General features: G+C 32.0%; 14 protein-coding genes. 11 read left to right on the forward strand and 3 right to left on the reverse strand.

The window, feature by feature from the left end; all coding sequences use genetic code 11:
• Positions 1-2: 2 nt before the first annotated feature.
• The 7 genes from copZ to DFR54_RS05155 all read left to right on the forward strand — a co-directional run bounded on the left by copZ (position 3) and on the right by DFR54_RS05155 (position 8,761).
• Positions 3-212 carry a copper chaperone CopZ gene (copZ, locus tag DFR54_RS05130; RefSeq protein ID WP_114289202.1) on the forward strand — a complete coding sequence of 70 codons (210 nt, stop codon included), beginning with the start codon at positions 3-5 and terminating at the stop codon, positions 210-212.
• Positions 213-322: 110 nt separating this feature from the next.
• A complete protein-coding gene (locus DFR54_RS13210; RefSeq protein WP_167800538.1) occupies positions 323-493 on the forward strand; it encodes a TetR/AcrR family transcriptional regulator in 171 nt (56 codons plus the stop codon).
• Positions 494-913: 420 nt separating this feature from the next.
• Entirely contained in the window at positions 914-1,501 is a 588-nt protein-coding gene (locus tag DFR54_RS05135; protein WP_114289204.1) for a TetR/AcrR family transcriptional regulator, read from the forward strand.
• Positions 1,502-1,686: 185 nt separating this feature from the next.
• Positions 1,687-3,483 (forward strand): oleate hydratase, encoded by a 1,797-nt coding sequence (locus DFR54_RS05140; RefSeq protein ID WP_114289205.1) that lies wholly within the window; start codon positions 1,687-1,689, stop codon positions 3,481-3,483.
• A gap of 90 nt (positions 3,484-3,573) precedes the next feature.
• Complete coding sequence (locus tag DFR54_RS05145) at positions 3,574-5,619, forward strand: PhoH family protein (RefSeq protein ID WP_114289206.1); 2,046 nt, start codon at positions 3,574-3,576, stop codon at positions 5,617-5,619.
• Positions 5,612-6,814, forward strand: coding sequence for a hypothetical protein (locus tag DFR54_RS05150; protein WP_114289208.1), 1,203 nt, complete (start codon positions 5,612-5,614; stop codon positions 6,812-6,814). The genes DFR54_RS05145 and DFR54_RS05150 overlap by 8 nt, the downstream gene beginning before the upstream one ends.
• Positions 6,815-6,826: 12 nt before the next feature.
• The gene (locus DFR54_RS05155; RefSeq protein ID WP_114289209.1) at positions 6,827-8,761 is read left to right on the forward strand and encodes a vWA domain-containing protein; all 1,935 of its coding nucleotides are present in this window, start codon (positions 6,827-6,829) and stop codon (positions 8,759-8,761) included.
• A 75-nt stretch (positions 8,762-8,836) separates the two neighbouring features.
• Here DFR54_RS05155 and feoB read toward each other — a convergent pair whose 3' ends face one another.
• On the reverse strand, positions 8,837-10,747 hold the full coding sequence (gene feoB / locus DFR54_RS05160; protein WP_114289211.1) for a ferrous iron transporter B: 1,911 nt from the start codon (positions 10,745-10,747) through the stop codon (positions 8,837-8,839).
• On the reverse strand, positions 10,747-10,983 hold the full coding sequence (locus DFR54_RS05165) for a FeoA family protein (protein ID WP_086341473.1): 237 nt from the start codon (positions 10,981-10,983) through the stop codon (positions 10,747-10,749). The genes feoB and DFR54_RS05165 overlap by 1 nt, the downstream gene beginning before the upstream one ends.
• A gap of 147 nt (positions 10,984-11,130) precedes the next feature.
• On the opposite strand from DFR54_RS05165, the gene DFR54_RS05170 reads away from it, so the two are divergent.
• On the forward strand, positions 11,131-12,309 hold the full coding sequence (locus tag DFR54_RS05170; protein ID WP_114289212.1) for a MalY/PatB family protein: 1,179 nt from the start codon (positions 11,131-11,133) through the stop codon (positions 12,307-12,309).
• A 111-nt stretch (positions 12,310-12,420) separates the two neighbouring features.
• The gene (locus DFR54_RS05175; RefSeq protein WP_114289213.1) at positions 12,421-13,353 is read left to right on the forward strand and encodes an LCP family glycopolymer transferase; all 933 of its coding nucleotides are present in this window, start codon (positions 12,421-12,423) and stop codon (positions 13,351-13,353) included.
• A gap of 81 nt (positions 13,354-13,434) precedes the next feature.
• Here DFR54_RS05175 and DFR54_RS05180 read toward each other — a convergent pair whose 3' ends face one another.
• Entirely contained in the window at positions 13,435-14,769 is a 1,335-nt protein-coding gene (locus DFR54_RS05180; RefSeq protein ID WP_114289214.1) for a C1 family peptidase, read from the reverse strand.
• Between the two features lie 175 nt (positions 14,770-14,944).
• Here DFR54_RS05180 and uvrB point away from each other — a divergent pair, with 175 nt between their 5' ends.
• Together uvrB and uvrA are read left to right on the forward strand one after the other, a co-directional pair.
• Positions 14,945-16,939 (forward strand): excinuclease ABC subunit UvrB, encoded by a 1,995-nt coding sequence (gene uvrB, locus DFR54_RS05185; protein WP_114289216.1) that lies wholly within the window; start codon positions 14,945-14,947, stop codon positions 16,937-16,939.
• A gap of 14 nt (positions 16,940-16,953) precedes the next feature.
• Positions 16,954-19,782, forward strand: coding sequence for an excinuclease ABC subunit UvrA (uvrA, locus tag DFR54_RS05190; RefSeq protein WP_114289218.1), 2,829 nt, complete (start codon positions 16,954-16,956; stop codon positions 19,780-19,782).
• Positions 19,783-19,831 lie beyond the last annotated feature (49 nt).

Genomic DNA, 19,831 nt, shown 5'->3' on the forward strand with positions numbered 1-19,831 from the left:
ACATGAAACAAAAAATAAAAATTGATGGTATGAGTTGTAATCATTGCGTGGCAAAAGTTGAAAAGGCTGTTTCTGAATTAGATGGTGTTGATAAAATTAAAGTAAAACTAAAAGATGCTGAAGCTAAAGTTAAATTTGATGAAACCAAAATCCCTTTAGATAAAGTATTAGAAGTTATTACAGATTTAGGATATGATGCAAGTAGTATTTAAAAACTTGAGGAGTGTGGCATAATTTTGCCATAGTCCTCTTTTTGTTTGACAAACTAAAAAAGATATTATTTTATCATACATATAAATGCATGTATAGTGAGGTGAAAGTAATGGCTAGAAATAAATACCCAGAAAAAACAAGGAAAGCCATTTTAGATTCAGCAGTTAGACTCTTTACTATTTATGGTTGGGAAAAAGTAACGATTCAAGAAGTGATTGATGATGTTGGGGGAATTACTAGGGGGCATTTTATCATCACTTTAAATCACGTAAAGACCTAATTGATGCAGTGACTAATGAGTAGTGATACGATTAAAAATATGAAAGAAGAAAAAGATTCGTTATTTGTAGAGTGTGGTATTAGAAATGACTAAGTTAACCAACCTGGTGTTTATAAATTAAATTTACCTAATACAGATCATGGTAGTTTTACAGATTTAGCAGGATTATCTCCTTTAGTAGCTGTTAAGGGTGCTGATTATAAAGGAACCTTTGATAAAATTAATTAAATTTCTTTAACGTTTTTTGATAAGCATTGAAAAAATAGTAATCCTGTTGCTTTAGATGATTATTTAAATCAACATCAAAATATTAGTGTAGAGAAATATTAAGCATATATAATTGAAATTAATTTGAAATCTTTTTAATTTAGGTAACATCTCTTAATTTATCAATGTATAATAAATTAAGAGGTGATTTTTTTGGCAAAACAGTATACGAAAAAATTAATTCACGACACGTTTATTAATATGCTTAATGAAAAACCATTAAAAAAAATAACAGTAAAAGAATTAGCTTGTGCTTGTGAAATCAATCGTAATGCATTTTATTATTATTATTCTGATTTATATGAATTACTATCAGAAATTTTTGAAAAAGAATTACAAAGAGTTATTACAGAATTTAACGAAACATTGTCTTGGGAAGATAGCTTTAAAGTTGCAACTAAATTTGCCTTAGCAAATAAAAAGGCTATTTATCATGTATATGACTCCATGCAACAAGAAGAATTGATTAGGTATATTTACAATGTCTCTGGAAATATGATGGAGCGTTATGTTAATAATAGAGATAAGAATGTTTCTACTTCTGAATCAGATAAAGCGTTATTAGTTGCATTTTTTCAATGTGCGTTATCAGGTATGGTTATTAGATGGATTCATTCTGGTATGAAGGAAGAGCCAGAGGAAATCATCCAGCGAATTGGTTTTTTATTAGACGGTACAGTAGAAACAGCTTTAACACGTAGTGCTGCTATAAATGAATTATCTAATTTTTTAGACATTTAGTGGTCAGTGCCTAAATTTTAATCAAACAAAAGCAAATGTATTCTTTTGATACATTTGCTTTTTTTGTCTAATGAAATCCCTTTGTGAACTATTTATACTAATCTTGTATCAATCAGAAGAATAGTTATTTAAAGATTACTAACTATTTAGATAATAAAAACTTTATCAGAAAGAGGGCATTTATCATGGAACTAAAAACACATGATCCAAGACTTACTTTAACTAATGGAACCTATCATTCTTTAGTACAAGCAAGAAAACCAGAAGGAATTGATGACAAACAAGCTTATTTAATTGGAACAGGAATTGGTGCTTTAGCAGCAGGTTGTTTTTTAATTAGAGATGCACATATGGAAGGTAGTAAGATTACATTCTTAGAACAATTAGATATTCCGGGAGGCTCTTTAGATGGAGCTGTTCGTCAAAATGCTGGTTACGTAGCTCGTGGTGGTCGTGAGATGGGACACTGCTTTGAGGTACTGTGGAGTCTGTTTAGTTCCCTACCTTCAACTGAAAATCCAGAGATGAGTGTATTAGATTACTTTTTCTATACAAACTATGATGACCCAAACTCAAGTAATTGTCGTGTGACAAAAAATCGTGGTGAACGTTATGATAATGGTAAATTTAATTTAGGCATGGACTTAGCTAAAGAGTTAGCAGGTTTTGTTAATATGTCAGACAAATCATTAGAAAATAAAACAATTGAAGATGTTTTTTCTGATGAGTTATTAGATAGTGATTTCTGGATTTATTGGCGTACAATGTTTGCTTTTGAAAATTGGCATAGTGCTTTAGAGATGAAATTATATATGAACCGCTTTATCCATCATGTAGATGGTCTACCAGATTTATCAGCCTTACAATTTTCACGTCATGATCAATTTACTTCTTTTGTTTTACCAATGGTTAAATATTTACAAGATCATGGAGCAAAATTCCAATATGGTGTCACTGTAGAAACCGTTGAATTTGATATCACATCTGATAAAAAAGTAGCTAAAAAAATAGTAGCTTATGATAAAGAAAGAAATGACATTTCTATAGAGTTAACAAAGAATGACTTAATATTTATTACCAATGGTTCCATGACAGAAGCTTCTGGTTATGGAGATGATAATACACCAGCACCATTTAATAAAGAGTCAGAAACTGGTTGTTGGCGTTTATGGAAAAACATTGCTAAACAATCTCCAGATTTTGGTAACCCAGAAAAATTCTGTGGAGATACAGAACAATCAAATTGGGAGTCATGTACAGTGACTTGTCATGACAAACGAGTACCTGAGTATATTGAAAAAATTACAAAACGTTCTCCTTATGGCGGTAAAACAGTAACTGGTGGTATTATTTCAGCTTTAGACTCTTCTTGGTTAATGAGTTGGACAATCAACCGCCAAGAACAATACATTGGTCAACCAGAAGAAGATGTTGTTGTTTGGGTATATGGTTTATTCTCAGATGTTCCTGGTGACTACATTAAAAAAGCTATGCGTGATTGTACAGGTAAAGAAATCACTAAAGAATGGTTGTATCACATTGGTGTGCCAATCAATGAAATTGAAGAATTAGCTGAATCATGTACAGCAATCCCAGTTATGATGCCTTACATCACTTCACAATTCATGCCTCGTGAAGAAGGAGACCGTCCATATGTTGTGCCAAAAAATGCTGTTAACTTTGCCTTTTTAGGCCAATTTGCTGAAACATTAGATGATCCAGGTCGTGATACTGTCTTTACAATTGAGTACTCTGGTAGAACTGCTATGGAAGCTGTTTACGTCTTAACGGGTGTTGAAAAAGGTGTTCCAGAAGTTATTGGTACTCGTTATGATATTCGCTACTTATTATATGCGGGATTAAGTTTATTAGACGGTGAACAACCTGACATTCATATTCCACCACTTGTTAAACATAAAATAATGAAAAAAATAAAAGATACTGATATTGAAGAATTATTGAAAACATACCATATTCTTTAAGAGGCTGTTTTAGAAATAAGTAAGAGGTTGGCTAATTTATCAGTCAGCCTCTTATTTTCATTACTTAATTATTAGGAAGAAGGTTTCAAAGTGTACGAAATAACTACCCTAGAAAAATCATTGAAAGAAGACTACGCAAAGTTTCTTCAAGGTGAACTTTTGAAAAAACATCAAGAAAATAAGCAAAATAAAACTGATTCTGAATTTTTAAGCGTATTTAGATCAAACCATAAACCAAGTGAAATAAAAGAAACAACAAAATCATTAGTAGATGAGTATAGACAGTTTGTTGACTCTCAAGTTAGTGACTACTATAAAAAGATAGATGAGATTTCAGGAAAAATAGCTTATGAAAAATTTCTATTGCATTGGGAAAGAAAAATATTAAGAATCAACCATGAAAATTTAAGTAGTGAAGCCACCCGCTACTATGTAGATAAAATTAATCAGCATAATAGTGACTTAAAGCTATTAATAAAAGAATCTCCAGAGGCTTGGATTGCTTTTTATAAAAAGGAGTGGCTCACTGATATTAAATGCCAAAAAGAGCAGCAATTAGTACCGGTTCCTTATGTGACACGGACTAAAGAGAAAGTGATTGAATGTCTAGAAAAGAGCCAACCAGTTTATTTAGTCGGACATCTAGGTAGTGGGAAAACACAGCTAGCAATTGAAGCAGCAGTAGATTATGTAGTCCAAGAAAAAATCCAAGTTGCTTTAGAAGAAGAAATGGAGCATTGGTTTAATAAACATCAAGAAGCATCTAAATATGAGGCTTACAATCATTTTTTAGATGAATATACAAAACAAATTTCTTTATATGAAAGAATAAGAAAAGCAGGTACAAAAGAAGAACGGCAGCAATTAGAACCTTTATTTATTTCAGGCTCACACAATCTAACCTATGAAGATATGTTTGTTGAAAAGACATTAAGTTTAGAGCAACATTTTAATCAAGATTCTTTTTCAGATTATTTAAATGAAATGGTGGCAGATTATTTAAATTGGATGACTGAACATGGCACATACTCAACTAATTTATCATCAGAGGAAGCTTTACAATTAAGAGTACAAATTTGGAAAAGTTTTTCAGATTTATTTATTGCTAAAAATAACTCTTTTGGTACGACTGTTAAAAAAATAGAACGAGAGATATTAATAGCTCTTAAAGAAGGCCGTCCAGTTATTGTTGATGAATTAAACACAATTGCTATGCAAAATTTAATTGCTTTGAATGACTTATTACAACGCCATGTAGGACAAACAGCTTATATTACAGGTGTTGGTCCTATAGAAATTAAGCAAGGTTTTGGTTTTATTGGAACTGGGAATTTGTCTACAGATTTAATTCATTATGAAGGAACTAATCAACTAAATCCTGCATTTCAATCTCGTTTTGTAACAATTGAATACAACTATGTTCCGCAACAACTATCAGGTGAATTAAAATTTGTAAAAAAAAATGAAGAAAACGAGTTATTTAGAGTTATCCTTTCAACATTAGCAAATGATGATGGTTCAATTGAATTGCCACAAAAAAATGAAACCTTAGATGAATTATTTAGGTTTGCTCAATTATCACGCTTAACTCAAGAAGTTTTTATGGGAAAATATGTGGATAATGAAGAAAGTGAGAGTACTTACTCTTTAGGATTGAAGGAAGCAGTTTTGTCTATTCGAAATATTATACATGTATTAAACAGTTGGAACTACGGAGAAGAAAAATGTTTTTCTAAAGCTTTATGGGATGGTTTTATTAGTTCAATAACCTATCCTAGTGATCAGTATTATATACTTTCTCAGGCATTAAGGTTTGGATTTTTTAAAGAAACTGATGGGTGGCAATTAGGCAAAGTATTAACCTATGCTAGATTGGTGTCCTATGAGGAATTAAGGTTAGACACTTATAGTTATCAAAGAGGACAAACTGAAATATTAAGTTATTTTGATGTAATTAATATTTTATTTACGCAACCAGAAAAAAGAAAGAAGCCATTTCCTTTTTTAAATGAAGAAAACTTACAAACTAATGTTTTAAATGTCAAAGACTTTCAAGAAATTGAGAAGAAACTTCAAAGCTTAGAATATACGAAAACTCTGTATGATTATTTGAATAAAGGTGAAGAGAGTGACTAATAAAACTAATGAACAGCAATTATTTTTTAGCAAGGTAACAGAATTAAGAGATGCTTTTGATTTAGCGAAAGTTGAAGGAAAGATACCCAAAGGTTTTCAACAGCAATTAGACGAATTAGAGGAAAAACAACAATCAATTTTAAGTGATTTTTTTTCAAACTATCAAGAACTTCCGGTTATAAAGAAACAAACTCGTTTTGATTTTCATGAAGTATTTGATAGTAATCACTTGAGTCAACATATGCCATATAAGAAAATAATTCCTTTAAAAAATACTCTGATAGTTTCCTTATTAAATGATAATTCTATAGAATTAATAGAAATTCTTAAAGAAAAAGAAACTCAACATACAGTGAAACAAATAGGGAATCCTAGTGTGTTTTCAGAAATAATCAGAGACTTAATACCTGTAGACGAAGATTCTATTATAGTTCTTTCAGAGAAAGGAACAGTTTATTTAGGTGAACTAGTTGAGAAAAAACAATTGGAACTAGAATTTACTGAAATAGATAACTCAAGTGAATTACAAGATTTATATGAGATATCTGAAATGATAGATCATACTTTTTGGGGATACAAAGATTTTAATTTTCTCAAGCAAATTATCTTTAAGAAGAAGACAAACCACCTAGTAATTAAAACCTACTGTTTACCAAGAAATACAATAAAAAGATGGTCAACATTGTTAACTATTAATACAACTGATATTTTATTAGGAGATGAGGATGGAAAAGTTGTATATCTAAGAGTTAATCAAAATGAATTAGAAATCGTTGCTGAATTAAATTTAGGTAGTAGTATAACTAATTTTTTTATTTCTGAGTACCAAGAAAATTATTTGTTAATCTTTGTATTAGGAAATCATGGAGCAGTAACTTTAATGAAGTGTTTTAAGAATAATTTAGAAATAGTAGCTACGATGAATATTGATTCAGGTAACCTTTTTGCTATGACTATTCAACAAAAAAATGCTGTTATTCTCAGTGATTCAGGAGATTTATATTTACTAGAAGAACTTAATCAGAGCTGGCAATTAAATCCTTATGCAACAAAAAAAGAAGTTTTTTTTACTCAAGCTTATCATTTTAATAAAGTATTTCTTTTTATTAATAGTGATGGTTTATTTGACATTGCTACTATTAATAAAGAAATCAAGGAAAAGACAGATTTATTAGAACTAGCTTTGTATGAATAAGGAGGTGAAGATATGATTACTGAGCAAAGCATGGAATTTTCCGAGTTAGCGGAGAAAAAATGTGAGGAGTTTATTACAAAAGAGCAACCTAATTTAGTGACTTTTACCAAAGATAATCGTTTACGATATGTGCCCGATTTGACGAATGAAACGATCACATGGAATCTAAAACAAAGAGAAGTGTATTTACCAGCTACTCTAGTTTTAGAAAATAAAGAATCAGAGCAAATTATCTTATGGCATGTTTACTACAACCTTGCCCTTTATCACGAATGGCAAAAGAATCCTGAGAGTTATCTCTTACGCTTAGAACGTTTCAAAAAAGAAATTAATGAAATGACAACTTATTTGTACCAAAAAATAAAAGAACTAGGTATGGAAAAAAATGACTTGTTTAAACCTGAAAAGTTAGTTACTTATATAAAAAAAGAAATAAATACTCTTTTTTTTGAATGGGATAATTTTTATTCTTTAGTACGAGTGTTCCAACTTTGTCCTATTTATAGACAACCAATTTATCAAGAGTACATAAAAAACTATTTGAAAGTAACTTATTTTTCCAAAAAGATGATTAATCAATTGCCTACTAATCAATTATTTGCGAAAAGTTTTTTACTCTGTATGATTGATTCAGAAAATCAAATAGTGACTAATTTTGATAAAAATCCTTACAGAAAAAAGCTATTTGGTAAAGCCTATTTCGATTTTGTTTATCAACAAGTTGTTGAAGAAATAAATAATAATAGTTCACTGGAAGAAAGAGAAGATTTTTTTAGAGTTTTTATCTATCCAGAATTCAAAGTTCAGTGGCAACTAGAAATTGATCAGATGTTAGTTCAAACTCAAACTGGAAAAGAGCCTTATAAGGAAATAGAAGAATGGTTAAATCAAGAGCAAGAAAAACCAGCTGAAGCGATCGAAATGGGAGCAGATGAAAAACAGGAATTACTAGAAACTTTGTCTGAGGAAAAAGAGCAGGCAGATGTTACACTTAAACAATTATTAGACCCTAAAATAAATTTAGAAGCTTACGGTGTGAGTAAGATAGATCAACATATTTACCAATACTATGTAAATGAAACGAAAAAAATAAGGCAAGAGATGACTCTTTTTTGGGAAAAATTAATAGGACAAGCAAAAAAAGAAGTAAGTACGAAAGTAAATCAGCAGCTTAAAGGAAAATTGGATATTAATAGTGTTATTAGGCAGTATGTCTCTTTATCAGAAGCTGAAAAAATTGGCAACTATAAAAATTTAGCTCTTTTTAATCGCCATATTTTAGTAACACAATCTAACATTTTACCAGAAAATATAGAAATTATTTTTTTAGTAGATAATTCTGGTTCAATGAATGAAGTAAAAATTGATGCAGCACGAAAAGCCTTAGCAGCAACTTTACTATCCTTAGAAGATTTTTCTCATCTTTTAAAACAAGAATCAATAACAGGAAATCAAGCTATTAACCTAACTAGTGCCACCTATTTTTTTGGCAGCCATTACTATCAAGTGAAAAATAGTCATACTCACGAGAAAACAGAAATTGAAAGTGAACTGATAAAATCTATTAGTCATTTAAATGGTCAAGAAGGCAATACAGATGATGCAAGTTGCTTGAAAGAAATTTTAGAGCTGTTGACTAGTAAGGATGAACAACTTTTAAAATCAGGGAAAAAAATTCAAATGATTTTTGAAATAACAGATGGCGCAGCTAGTTTTCCAGGAGCCACAAAAGAAGTTATAGGTAAATTAATTGATAAAAATATTATTTTATTTGCTTTTCAAATCGGAAAAAATAGCCAATCTACAATTAAAAAGTTTGATTACGTTTGGAATGAGTGGATTGATTATGAAAGAGGAATAAAATTAGGTGAAGATATTGATAAACTTACTGTAGAATTATTAAATTTAGTTGGTCAACAAATGGAAAATATTTGGGTGAATCGATAAAAAACAAAGGAACAATGATATTTTAGTTCCTTTGTTTTTTCTATTGTAATTTTATTAAGTTTATTGTAAAAAAAATTAAACCAAACCTAGTAGATTAGCTATTAAGGTAGTTAACATAGTCACGCCAACGCCAATAATCGTTGGTACAATAAAGGAAACGAAGGTCCATTTTTTACTTTTTGTTTCTTTATAGATAGTTAAAAGAGTTGTAGAACATGGCCAGTGATATAGTGTAAATAATAAAACGTTAGTTGCTGTTAACCAAGTCCAACCGTTATTAACTAATAATTGATGAAATTCATTTAACGAACTGTAATCTGTAATAGTGCTTGTGGCCATATACCCCATAATCATAATGGGAATAACAATTTCGTTGGCTGGTAGACTAAGAATAAAGGCCATTAAAATAGTTCCATCTAAGCCCATTAAGTGAGCAAAAGGATCAATAAATTCTGTAGTCATTTGTAAGATGGATTGATCACCAATATAAACATTAGCTAAAATCCAAATAACAAGACCAGCAGGAGCTGCTACTATAATGGCTCTCCATAAAACGAATAAAGTTCTATCAAAAATTGACCGAACCACTACTTGTCCGATTTGTGGTTTTCTATAAGGTGGTAGCTCTAAAGTAAACGAAGAGGGCAGCCCCTTTAAAACTGTTTTTGATAATAGTTTTGATACCCAAATAGTAGAAGCGACACCTAAAAGAATAACAGCTGTTAAAAAGGCAGCTGATTTAAATGAACCTAAAATTCCTGCACTTGTACCAGCAAAAAACATTGTAATAACAGCAATTAAAATGGGGAATCTACCGTTACAGGGAACAAAGTTATTAGTAATAATAGCAATTAATCTTTCCCTTGGTGAGTCAATAATTCTAGCACCAACAACACCAGCAGCATTACAACCAAATCCCATGCACATAGTCAATGCTTGCTTTCCACAGGCGCCAGCTTTTTGGAAATATTTATCTAAGTTAAAAGCCACACGCGGTAAATAACCAAAATCTTCAAGTAAAGTAAATATAGGGAAAAAGATAGCCATTGGTGGTAACATAACTGCCACAACAGTCGATAGAACTTTGTAAATACCATTAATCAAGACATCTTGAATGAGTCTTGGTACATGCCAACTGGTAGCAACTGCTGTTAACCAATTACCAAGACGATTAAAATGATCTGCTAAAAAATCAGAAGGTCCATCGGCTCCAACAATAGTAAACCAGAAAATTAACATTAAAAGCAAAACCATAATAGGAATACCAGTGCTTTTTTGTGTTAGAATTTTGTCTAGTTTTCGGTCTCTTTTATCATAGTCCGCCTTACCAAAAGTCACAACTTCACTAGCTATAACTGAGGCTCTATCAAGTAGTGCTAAAATTTCTGTTTCTGAGTCTTGATGAATTTGCTCTAGTGCTTCAAGCATATAAGGATTAGTCTTGATTTCTCCTGAAATAACTTGATTAGTAGTCTCAATTAATTCAGTTAAACCTTGTTTTTTCACAGCTGACGTCCCAACCACTGGCACACCTAGTAATTCTTGCAGTTTAGGTAAGTTAATGTCAATTTGTTTACTTTTAGCTTCGTCTAACAAGTTGACACAGACCACAACTTTAGGTGTAATCTGCATGATTTGTAAAACTAGATTCAAATTTCTCTCTAAACTTGTGGCATCACAGACAACAATCGTGGCTTCTGAGTGAGTTGATTGAATAAAATCTCTAGCAACTTCTTCTTCTTGTGAGTGAGCCATTAGTGAATAGGTACCTGGTAAATCCACTAATACAAAACCTTGTTTTTGATGCTCACAGTAACCTTGAGCTAAATCAACAGTTTTTCCTGGCCAATTACCTGTATGTTGCCTCATACCAGTGAGTTCGTTAAAAATTGAACTTTTACCTACATTAGGGTTTCCGGCAAGAGCCACAACATGATCTGTGGGTTGTTTTTTTTGAATGATAATTTCTTCTTCATGTGCTTCCATTAGTTTGTCGTCACCTCAACATATTTTGCATCATTATTTCTAAGTGCAATAGTAGTCCCTCTTACACGATAGGCAATAGGATCTCCTTTAGGACTTGTTAAAACTCGTTTAATAGCAGTTCCTTTGTAGAATCCTAAATCAATTAACCTTCTGTTCATTTCCTCGTCTGGATGGGTGATTTTATTCACAAAAACTTCTTCTTGTTCTTCAATATCTAAAAGATTTATTGTTCTCATCTCCTTTTAGGTTTACCTAATCTTTTTTTATTATATACCTAATCGATGATGGTAACAAGTGTCTGTTAAAAGACATAGGATGATTAAGATGTAATTATGTAAAGAAATTAGTTATAATTACATTAACTAATAAAAGGAGGCTTTTTTATGACTGTACAAGATTTTATTAATACATATTATATTGAGAGAAAGGGAACATCTTCTGTTAAATGGGATGGACTTGAAAATAAATTTACGCGGAGTAATTTACTTCCTTTATGGGTTGCTGATATGGATTTTAAAGTACCAGAAAAAGTTCAAGAAAAACTAATGGAAAGAATAGACCACGGTGTATTTGGTTATTCTTTTGTTGAAGATTCTTATTATGAAGCCTTACTAAGTTGGCAAAAAAGACGTCATGATATTACTTTAGAAAAAGAGTGGGTGCGTTTTACGACAGGTGTTGTTAACTCATTTAACTACGTGATTCAAAGTATGACGCAAAAAGACGATTCAGTTTTAATTCTTGCTCCTGTTTATTATCCTTTTTTTGATGCTGTTAATAACAATGAGCGCCATCTTGTTGTATCAACATTAATAAATGAAGATGGACGCTATGAAATTGATTTTGCTGATTTTGAAGCAAAAATTATTAATGAAAATGTTAAAGTATTCCTTCATTGTTCCCCTCAAAATCCAGTTGGTAGAGTTTGGAGTGAAGATGAATTAACCAAACTTTTTGAGATTTGTTATCAAAATGGTGTCAAAATTATTTCTGATGAGATTCATCAAGATTTTATACAACCAGGAAAAAGATTTATTAGTGCCCTAAATTTAGATAAAAAATACCATGAGATATTAGTGGTTTTAACCGCTTCATCAAAATCCTTTAATTTAGCTAGTTTACTTCATTCTCATGTAGTAATTCCAAATGTTGATTTACGTGAAAAATTTGATAATTACTTAAATAAAGGAATAGGTAGTACAACGAGTTTAATGGGAATGATTGCTACAGAAGCAGCCTATAATCATGGTGAAGAATGGTTAGATCAGTTAATAGAAGTTATAGAATTTAACTTTGAGTGTATGAAAGACATTTTAAAGAAACGATTGCCACATGCAAAAGTTACTAATAAAGAAGCTACATATTTAGCGTGGATTGATTTATCTCATTATATTAAGGAAGATATTGTAACAATTATGGAAGAAGAAGTCGGAATAGCAGTTGATTATGGTGAATGGTTTGATAAAAATAGTCAATCATTTATTCGCGTTAACTTAGCAACAAAAACAGAAAACATTGAAAAAGCTATGAATCACTTATCAGATATTTTAGAAAACAAATAGCCTATGTTATTTTAAAAAGTTAAGATTCTTTAAATCTGTTATATTTAAGATAGTTTTTAAATAATTCCTATGCTAGACTTGTTTTAAATTGTTATTTATAGGAGATGAATTATGGAAAATCGTAGAAGACAAAAGAAAAAAAATCCTTTAAAGAAAATAGTCCTTATTTTATCTGGTGTTTTATTAGTGATGTTACTTGGAATCGGAACCTTTTTAGGTAAAACGTATTTTGATGTGAAAAAAACTGCTAATAAAGTAAGTCAACCAGTAGAAGGAAGACCTGATACAACAACTGTTATGGACGGAGAGCCGTTCTCTGTACTACTACTAGGATTAGATACAGGAGAATTTGGCCGTAATGATGTTGGTCGTTCAGATACTATTTTAGTTGCTACAGTTAACCCGAAAGAAAACAAAACAACTCTTGTAAGTATTCCTCGTGATACACGTATGGAAATGGTTGGACATGGAACTGTTGAAAAGGCAGCACATGCTTATGCTCATGGTCAAGAAAAAATGGCTATGGATTCAATGGAACAATTTTTAGGTATTGAATTAGATCACTACGTTTGGATTAACATGGAAGGTTTTGAAGACCTTGTAAATGCTGTAGGTGGCGTTGAAGTTGATAACAAGTTTGAGTTTAAACAAGATGGATTTACTTTCCCTAAAGGAAAAAATTCTTTAAACGGAGAACAGGCTTTAGCATACACACGTATGAGATATGAAGACCCAAATGGTGATTATGGTCGCCAAGTAAGACAACAAGAAGTAATCGGTGGTATTGCTGATCAAGCACTAAGCTTTAATGGTGTAACAAAATACAAACAAATTTTAAAAGCAATTGAAGATAACATGAAAACAGATTTAGAGCCAGAAGAAATGTTTAAAATTGCTATTGATTATCGTAACAGTTTCACAACAATTGATAATGAATCATTAAACGGCTATGGTGAAATGATTGATGAAGTATCATATCAAATCATTCCAGATGAAGAATTAGCTAGAGTACAGTTATTATTAAAACAACAATTAGGTAAATAAAAAGTTATCTAAAAAATGCTTAGCTTTAAGAAATAAGAAAAGGCTGTTAAAAAGTTTTAAACTTTTTAACAGCCTTATTTTTTATGCTAATGCTCCCATTGGATCCCACGGTGCAAGAGTTGTTACATTATCAGCTTCAATAACATCTAACAATTCCTTCTCTAAATATTTTTTATTAATAACAATTTGGTAAGTGTATTCATTTAACCAATCATCACTCATAACAAAGTAACCTTTATCGCCAACTTTATCTCCCCAACTATTTTCAACTTTCCATTTAGTTGGTTTATCATCAACTAAGTCAACACCAGTAATAACCATAGCGTGAGTCATTAAACTTTCACCATAATCTAGACGTTCTGCTTTAGTCATTGAGTAATCAATGTCTAGAGTTTCTTCTACACTGTAAATATCTGTAGCCATAATGCCAGAGTCGCGAGTTGAAGACTGACCAACATCACAACCATACCAAACAGCTTCGCCCATTTTTAATTGATCAATTGCTAATTTTTTGAAAGTTTCAATATCAACGTTTAAGTGACGAACTTCTTTTCCACCTACAACATTACCAAGCATTTCTACAGTGTAAACTTCGTTGTAAGGTTTGTCTGAAGTAGGCGCATTAATCACACTCACATAATCAGAAAGATTGCGACCTACAAACTCATCATAAAATAGTTGAGGTGTTAGGTTTCTTTTTAGTTGGTAATTGCCATCTGTATCAACATAAGAGTAATCAAATGTTGTTGGAGGAGTACCTAAAGTAGTTGCAAGTAAATTATAAATTTCTTGTAACATTTCTTCTTTTACTTGTTGAATATCTTCTTCAGTTGTTTTATTTGCTACTAAAGTACGTAATGTAACAGCATCTTTTCTTAATTTTTTGTTTAAGTAAGTATTTAAGTCGCGACTTTGAGAACTACTGAAAGTTTCAGGCATGACTGTTTTAGGAACAATCCCATATTTTTGAATAACTGCTACTAACATATCCCATTGACCACCATCTTGTTGAGGTGTTTGAAGTAAGAATGCCACTTTACGACTTGTTAAATCTTCTGATGCTGTATCCAAAATATTTTCATAAAAATAATTTGCTTTTTCAAATTTATCCCAGAAGAAAGTGAAGTTTTGAGATAATTCAAAGTCTTTAATGTTAAATGTTTCTTCAATACGGTGACGGAAAGTGTTAAGGGCTGCAAACATCCAGCAACGTCCACTTTGTTTTTGATTAGCAACTTTTCCTGTATCTAAATCAATTGAAAAAACAGGGTTGTTAATAACTGTTGATTGTTGATTCTCAGAAGATGCTAAAATTCCATTTTTCATAACACTTCTTTGACTAATTAGGTGATCCTGTTTACTGTAAAATGATTCGTTAAAGGAATCAATTTGAGTAAAAGTAATTTCTTTTGACATAAAATAAATCTTCCTCTCCTAAGTAAATAAACGTAAAAATAATTCTTGTTATCTATTGTACTCCTATTGAGAGGAAAACGAAAATAATTAACATAATGAAGTTTTTAGAATTGGCGAAAATATGTTCGCTATGGTAAAATAAAACAGTCAGAAGATAAACAAAGGAGAATGTAAAATGATTGAACGACAAACAAATAATACCTTTGATTTGGTCTCGAAATATGAGCCTTCTGGAGATCAACCAGAAGCAATAAAACAAATAGTAGATAATATAAATAAACAAGAAAAAGCTCAAACTTTATTAGGTGTAACAGGTTCAGGAAAAACCTTTACTATGTCTAATGTGATTAAGGAAGTTAATAAGCCAACTCTTATAATTGCCCACAATAAAACACTAGCAGGACAATTATATTCTGAGTTTAAAGAATTTTTCCCTAATAATGCAGTGGAATATTTTGTAAGTTACTACGATTACTATCAACCAGAAGCTTACGTTCCTTCAAGTGATACTTATATTGAAAAAGATTCAAGTGTCAATGATGAGATTGATAAACTACGTCACTCAGCCACAAGCTCTTTACTTGAGCGAAATGATGTGATTGTTGTCGCATCAGTTTCTTGTATTTACGGTTTAGGTGATCCAAAAGAATACCAAGAGCAGGTTCTTTCTTTACGTGTCGGTATGGAAATGGAAAGAGATCAGTTGCTACGTTCTTTAGTTGATATTCAATTTGACCGAAACGATATTGATTTTCAGCGTGGGCGTTTTAGAGTTCGTGGAGATGTTGTGGAAATTTTCCTTGCTTCTCGTGATGAGCTTGCTCTTCGTGTTGAGTTTTTCGGTGATGAGATTGATAGAATCAGAGAGTTTAACGCTTTGACGGGTGAAGTTATGTCAGACACAGAACATGTAGCTATTTTCCCGGCCACTCACTTTGTGACCAATGAGGATCAGATGGAAGAAGCCATTGCGAGAATTCAAGATGAATTAGATGGACGCTTAAAAGAACTTAGAAGTGATGAAAAATTGTTAGAGGCTCAAAGATTAGAGCAGCGAACCAATTATGATATTGAAATGATGCGTGAGATGGGCTATTGTTCTGGAATTGAAAACTACTCTAGACAAATGGAAAACAGAAAAGAAGGCGAGCCACCTTATACGTTAATTGACTTCTTTCCAGATGACTTTTTAATTATGGTAGATGAGTCTCATGTCACAATGCCACAAATTAGAGGTATGTATAACGGAGATAGAGCTAGAAAACAAATGCTTGTTGATTACGGTTTTAGATTACCAAGTGCTTTAGATAACAGACCGCTACAATTGTCAGAGTTTGAAGATCATGTGAATCAAATTCTTTATGTGTCAGCAACACCTGGCCCATATGAAGGCGAACAAACTGACTTAGTAGCAGAGCAAATCATTAGACCAACAGGTTTACTTGATCCAATTATTGATGTGCGACCTATTATGGGACAAATTGATGATTTAGTTGGAGAAATTAATGAGCGAGTTGAGAAAAATGAGCGTGTCTTTATTACTACCTTAACTAAAAAAATGTCAGAAGACTTGACAGATTACTTTAAAGAATTAGGTATTAAAGTTAAGTACTTACATAGTGATATTAAAACTTTAGAGCGAACAGAGATTATTCGAGATTTACGACTAGGTGAGTTTGATGTTTTAATCGGAATTAACTTGTTACGAGAAGGTATTGATGTACCAGAAGTATCTCTAGTAGCAATTCTTGATGCTGATAAGGAAGGTTTCTTAAGAAGTGAACGTTCACTTGTCCAAACGATTGGACGAGCAGCTCGTAATGAAAACGGAAAAGTAATTATGTACGCTGATAAGATGACTGATTCCATGACTAAAGCTATTGAGGAAACTCAGCGAAGAAGAAGTATTCAGGAAGCTTATAATAAAGAACATGGTATTGTTCCTAAAACAATTATTAAAGAAATTCGTGATTTAATTAGAATCTCTAAAGATAATGAGGAAGAAGAAAATGTTAGTTTAACAGAACAATATGAGTCACTTAATAAAGATGAGAAAAAAGAATTATTATTTGAATTAGAAAGTCAAATGAAACAAGCAGCCAAAGACTTAGACTTTGAAAAAGCAGCAACACTAAGAGATACAATACTTGAGTTGAAGTCTGGCAAGTAAGGGGAGAAAAATAAATGGCAAATGATAAAATCGTCATTAGAGGAGCGAGAGCTCATAATTTAAAAAACATTGATGTGACAATTCCTCGTGACAAATTAGTAGTTATTACAGGACTTTCTGGTTCAGGAAAAAGTTCTCTAGCATTTGATACACTTTATGCTGAAGGACAACGCCGTTATGTTGAAAGTTTATCTGCTTATGCTAGACAGTTTTTAGGTCAGATGGATAAACCAGATGTGGATAGTATTGATGGCTTAAGCCCAGCAATTTCTATTGACCAAAAGACAACTAGTAAAAACCCAAGATCAACAGTGGGAACTGTTACTGAAATTAATGATTACTTAAGATTATTATATGCTAGAGTAGGACACCCGATTTGTCCAAATGATGGCACAGAAATTAGTAGTCAATCACCAGAACAAATGACAGATAGAGTCTTAGAATTAGAAGAAAGAACCAAAATTCAAATCTTAGCTCCAATTGTTAGAGGAAAAAAAGGACAGCATAAAAAGATTTTTGAAAAAGTTAAAAAAGAAGGTTTTGTCCGTGTCCGTGTTGACGGAGAAACCTATGACATTGAGGAAGTACCAGAATTAGAAAAAAATAAGAAACACGATATTGAAATCGTTGTTGACCGTATTGTGATTAAAGACGGCGTTAGGTCAAGACTATTTGATTCTTTTGAAATGGCACTTAGATTATCAGAAGGTTATGCATTAGTTGATGTGACTGGTGGAGAAGAGATTCTGTTTAGTGAGCATTACGCCTGTCCATATTGCGGGTTTACTGTTGGCGAAATTGAACCTCGATTATTCTCTTTTAACACACCTTTTGGGGCTTGTCCTGATTGTGATGGCTTGAGTATTAAACTAGAGGTTGATGAGGATTTAGTCATTCCGGATAGAAGTAAAACCTTAAGAGAAGGAGCTATTTCTCCTTGGAATCCAATTAGTTCAAACTACTATCCACAAATGCTTGAACAAGCCTGTGAGCAGTTTGGCATTGATTTTGATACACCTTATGAAAAATTAGAAGAAGAGCAAAAAGCTATTTTAATGACAGGCTCAAATGGAGATGAATTCCATTTTCATTATGAAAATGAGTTTGGTGGTGTTCGAGATGTGGATATTCCATTTGAAGGTATTTTAAAGAATATCAAACGTCGTTATCACGAAACAAATAGTGATTATACAAGAGAACAAATGAAGCTTTATATGACAGAATTAACTTGTGCGAGTTGTCATGGTTACAGATTAAATGACGAAGCCTTGTCTGTTAAAGTTGATGGGAAACATATTGGTGAGATTAGTAATTTATCAGTTGGTGACTCTTTATCTTATTTTGGAGATGTGTCATTTGGTGAGCAAGAACAAATGATAGCTGCTCCAATTTTAAAAGAAATCAAAGACCGCTTAAGTTTCTTACAAAATGTTGGTTTGAACTATTTAACTTTAAGCCGCTCAGCAGGAACTTTATCTGGTGGGGAAGCTCAACGTATTCGTCTAGCTACTCAAATTGGTTCAAATCTTTCTGGTGTGTTATATATCTTAGATGAGCCTTCAATTGGGTTACATCAAAGAGATAATAATCGTTTAATCGATTCTTTGCAAAAAATGCGTGATTTAGGTAATACCTTAATCGTTGTTGAACATGATGAAGATACCATGAGAGCAGCGGATTATCTGATTGATATTGGACCTGGCGCTGGTGAGTTGGGTGGAGAGATTATTGCAGCTGGAACACCTAAAGAAGTTGAAAAAAATAAAGCTTCTTTAACTGGTCAATATTTATCAGGTAAAAAACAAATTCCAGTACCAACCACAAGAAGAACTGGTAATGGTAAAGAAATTGTTGTTAAAGGTGCAAGTGAAAACAACTTAAAAAATCTAAATGTAGCGTTCCCGTTAGGTAAGTTTGTTGCCGTAACTGGAGTTTCTGGTTCAGGGAAAAGTACTTTAGTTAATGAAATTTTGAAGAAAGCATTAGCTCAAAAAATTAATCGTAACTCTGAGAAACCTGGTAAGTACAAATCGATTACTGGCTATGAAGATATCGAAAAAATTATTGATATTGATCAAAGTCCGATTGGAAGAACACCAAGAAGCAATCCTGCAACTTATACAAGTGTCTTTGATGATATTCGTGATTTATTCGCTAAAACAAATGAAGCTAAAATTAGAGGATATAAAAAAGGTCGTTTTAGTTTTAACGTTAAAGGCGGTCGTTGTGAAGCTTGTCGTGGTGATGGAATCATAAAAATCGAGATGCACTTTTTACCTGATGTTTATGTACCATGTGAAGTGTGTCATGGACATCGTTATAACTCAGAAACATTAGAAGTGAAATACAAAGGAAAAAATATTGCTGAGATTTTAGAGATGACTGTTGAAGAGGCAGTCGATTTCTTCAAAGCAATTCCTAAAATTCATCGTAAGATGCAAACAATTGTTGATGTAGGCTTAGGTTATGTGAAACTAGGACAATCAGCAACCACTCTTTCTGGTGGAGAAGCACAGCGTATGAAATTAGCAAGTGAACTACATAAACGCTCATCTGGTAAAAACTTTTATATTTTAGATGAGCCAACAACTGGTCTACACGCTGATGATATTAGTCGTTTGATTGGTGTCTTAACTCGTTTAGTGGATGCAGGAAACACAGTACTTGTGATTGAGCATAACTTAGATGTGATTAAGACAGCTGACTATATTATTGACTTAGGTCCTGAAGGTGGAGATGGTGGTGGAACAATAGTTACTACTGGTACACCTGAGGAAGTTATCACAGTTGAAGAAAGTTACACAGGTTACTATTTAAAAGAAGTTATGGAAAGATTTAATTAAAAATCGATAAAAAAAGAGCAATGACATTATAAAATGTACCCTATAGATT

It is taken from the genome of Vagococcus fluvialis (assembly GCF_003337315.1).
In the GTDB taxonomy this organism is placed as follows: domain Bacteria; phylum Bacillota; class Bacilli; order Lactobacillales; family Vagococcaceae; genus Vagococcus; species Vagococcus fluvialis.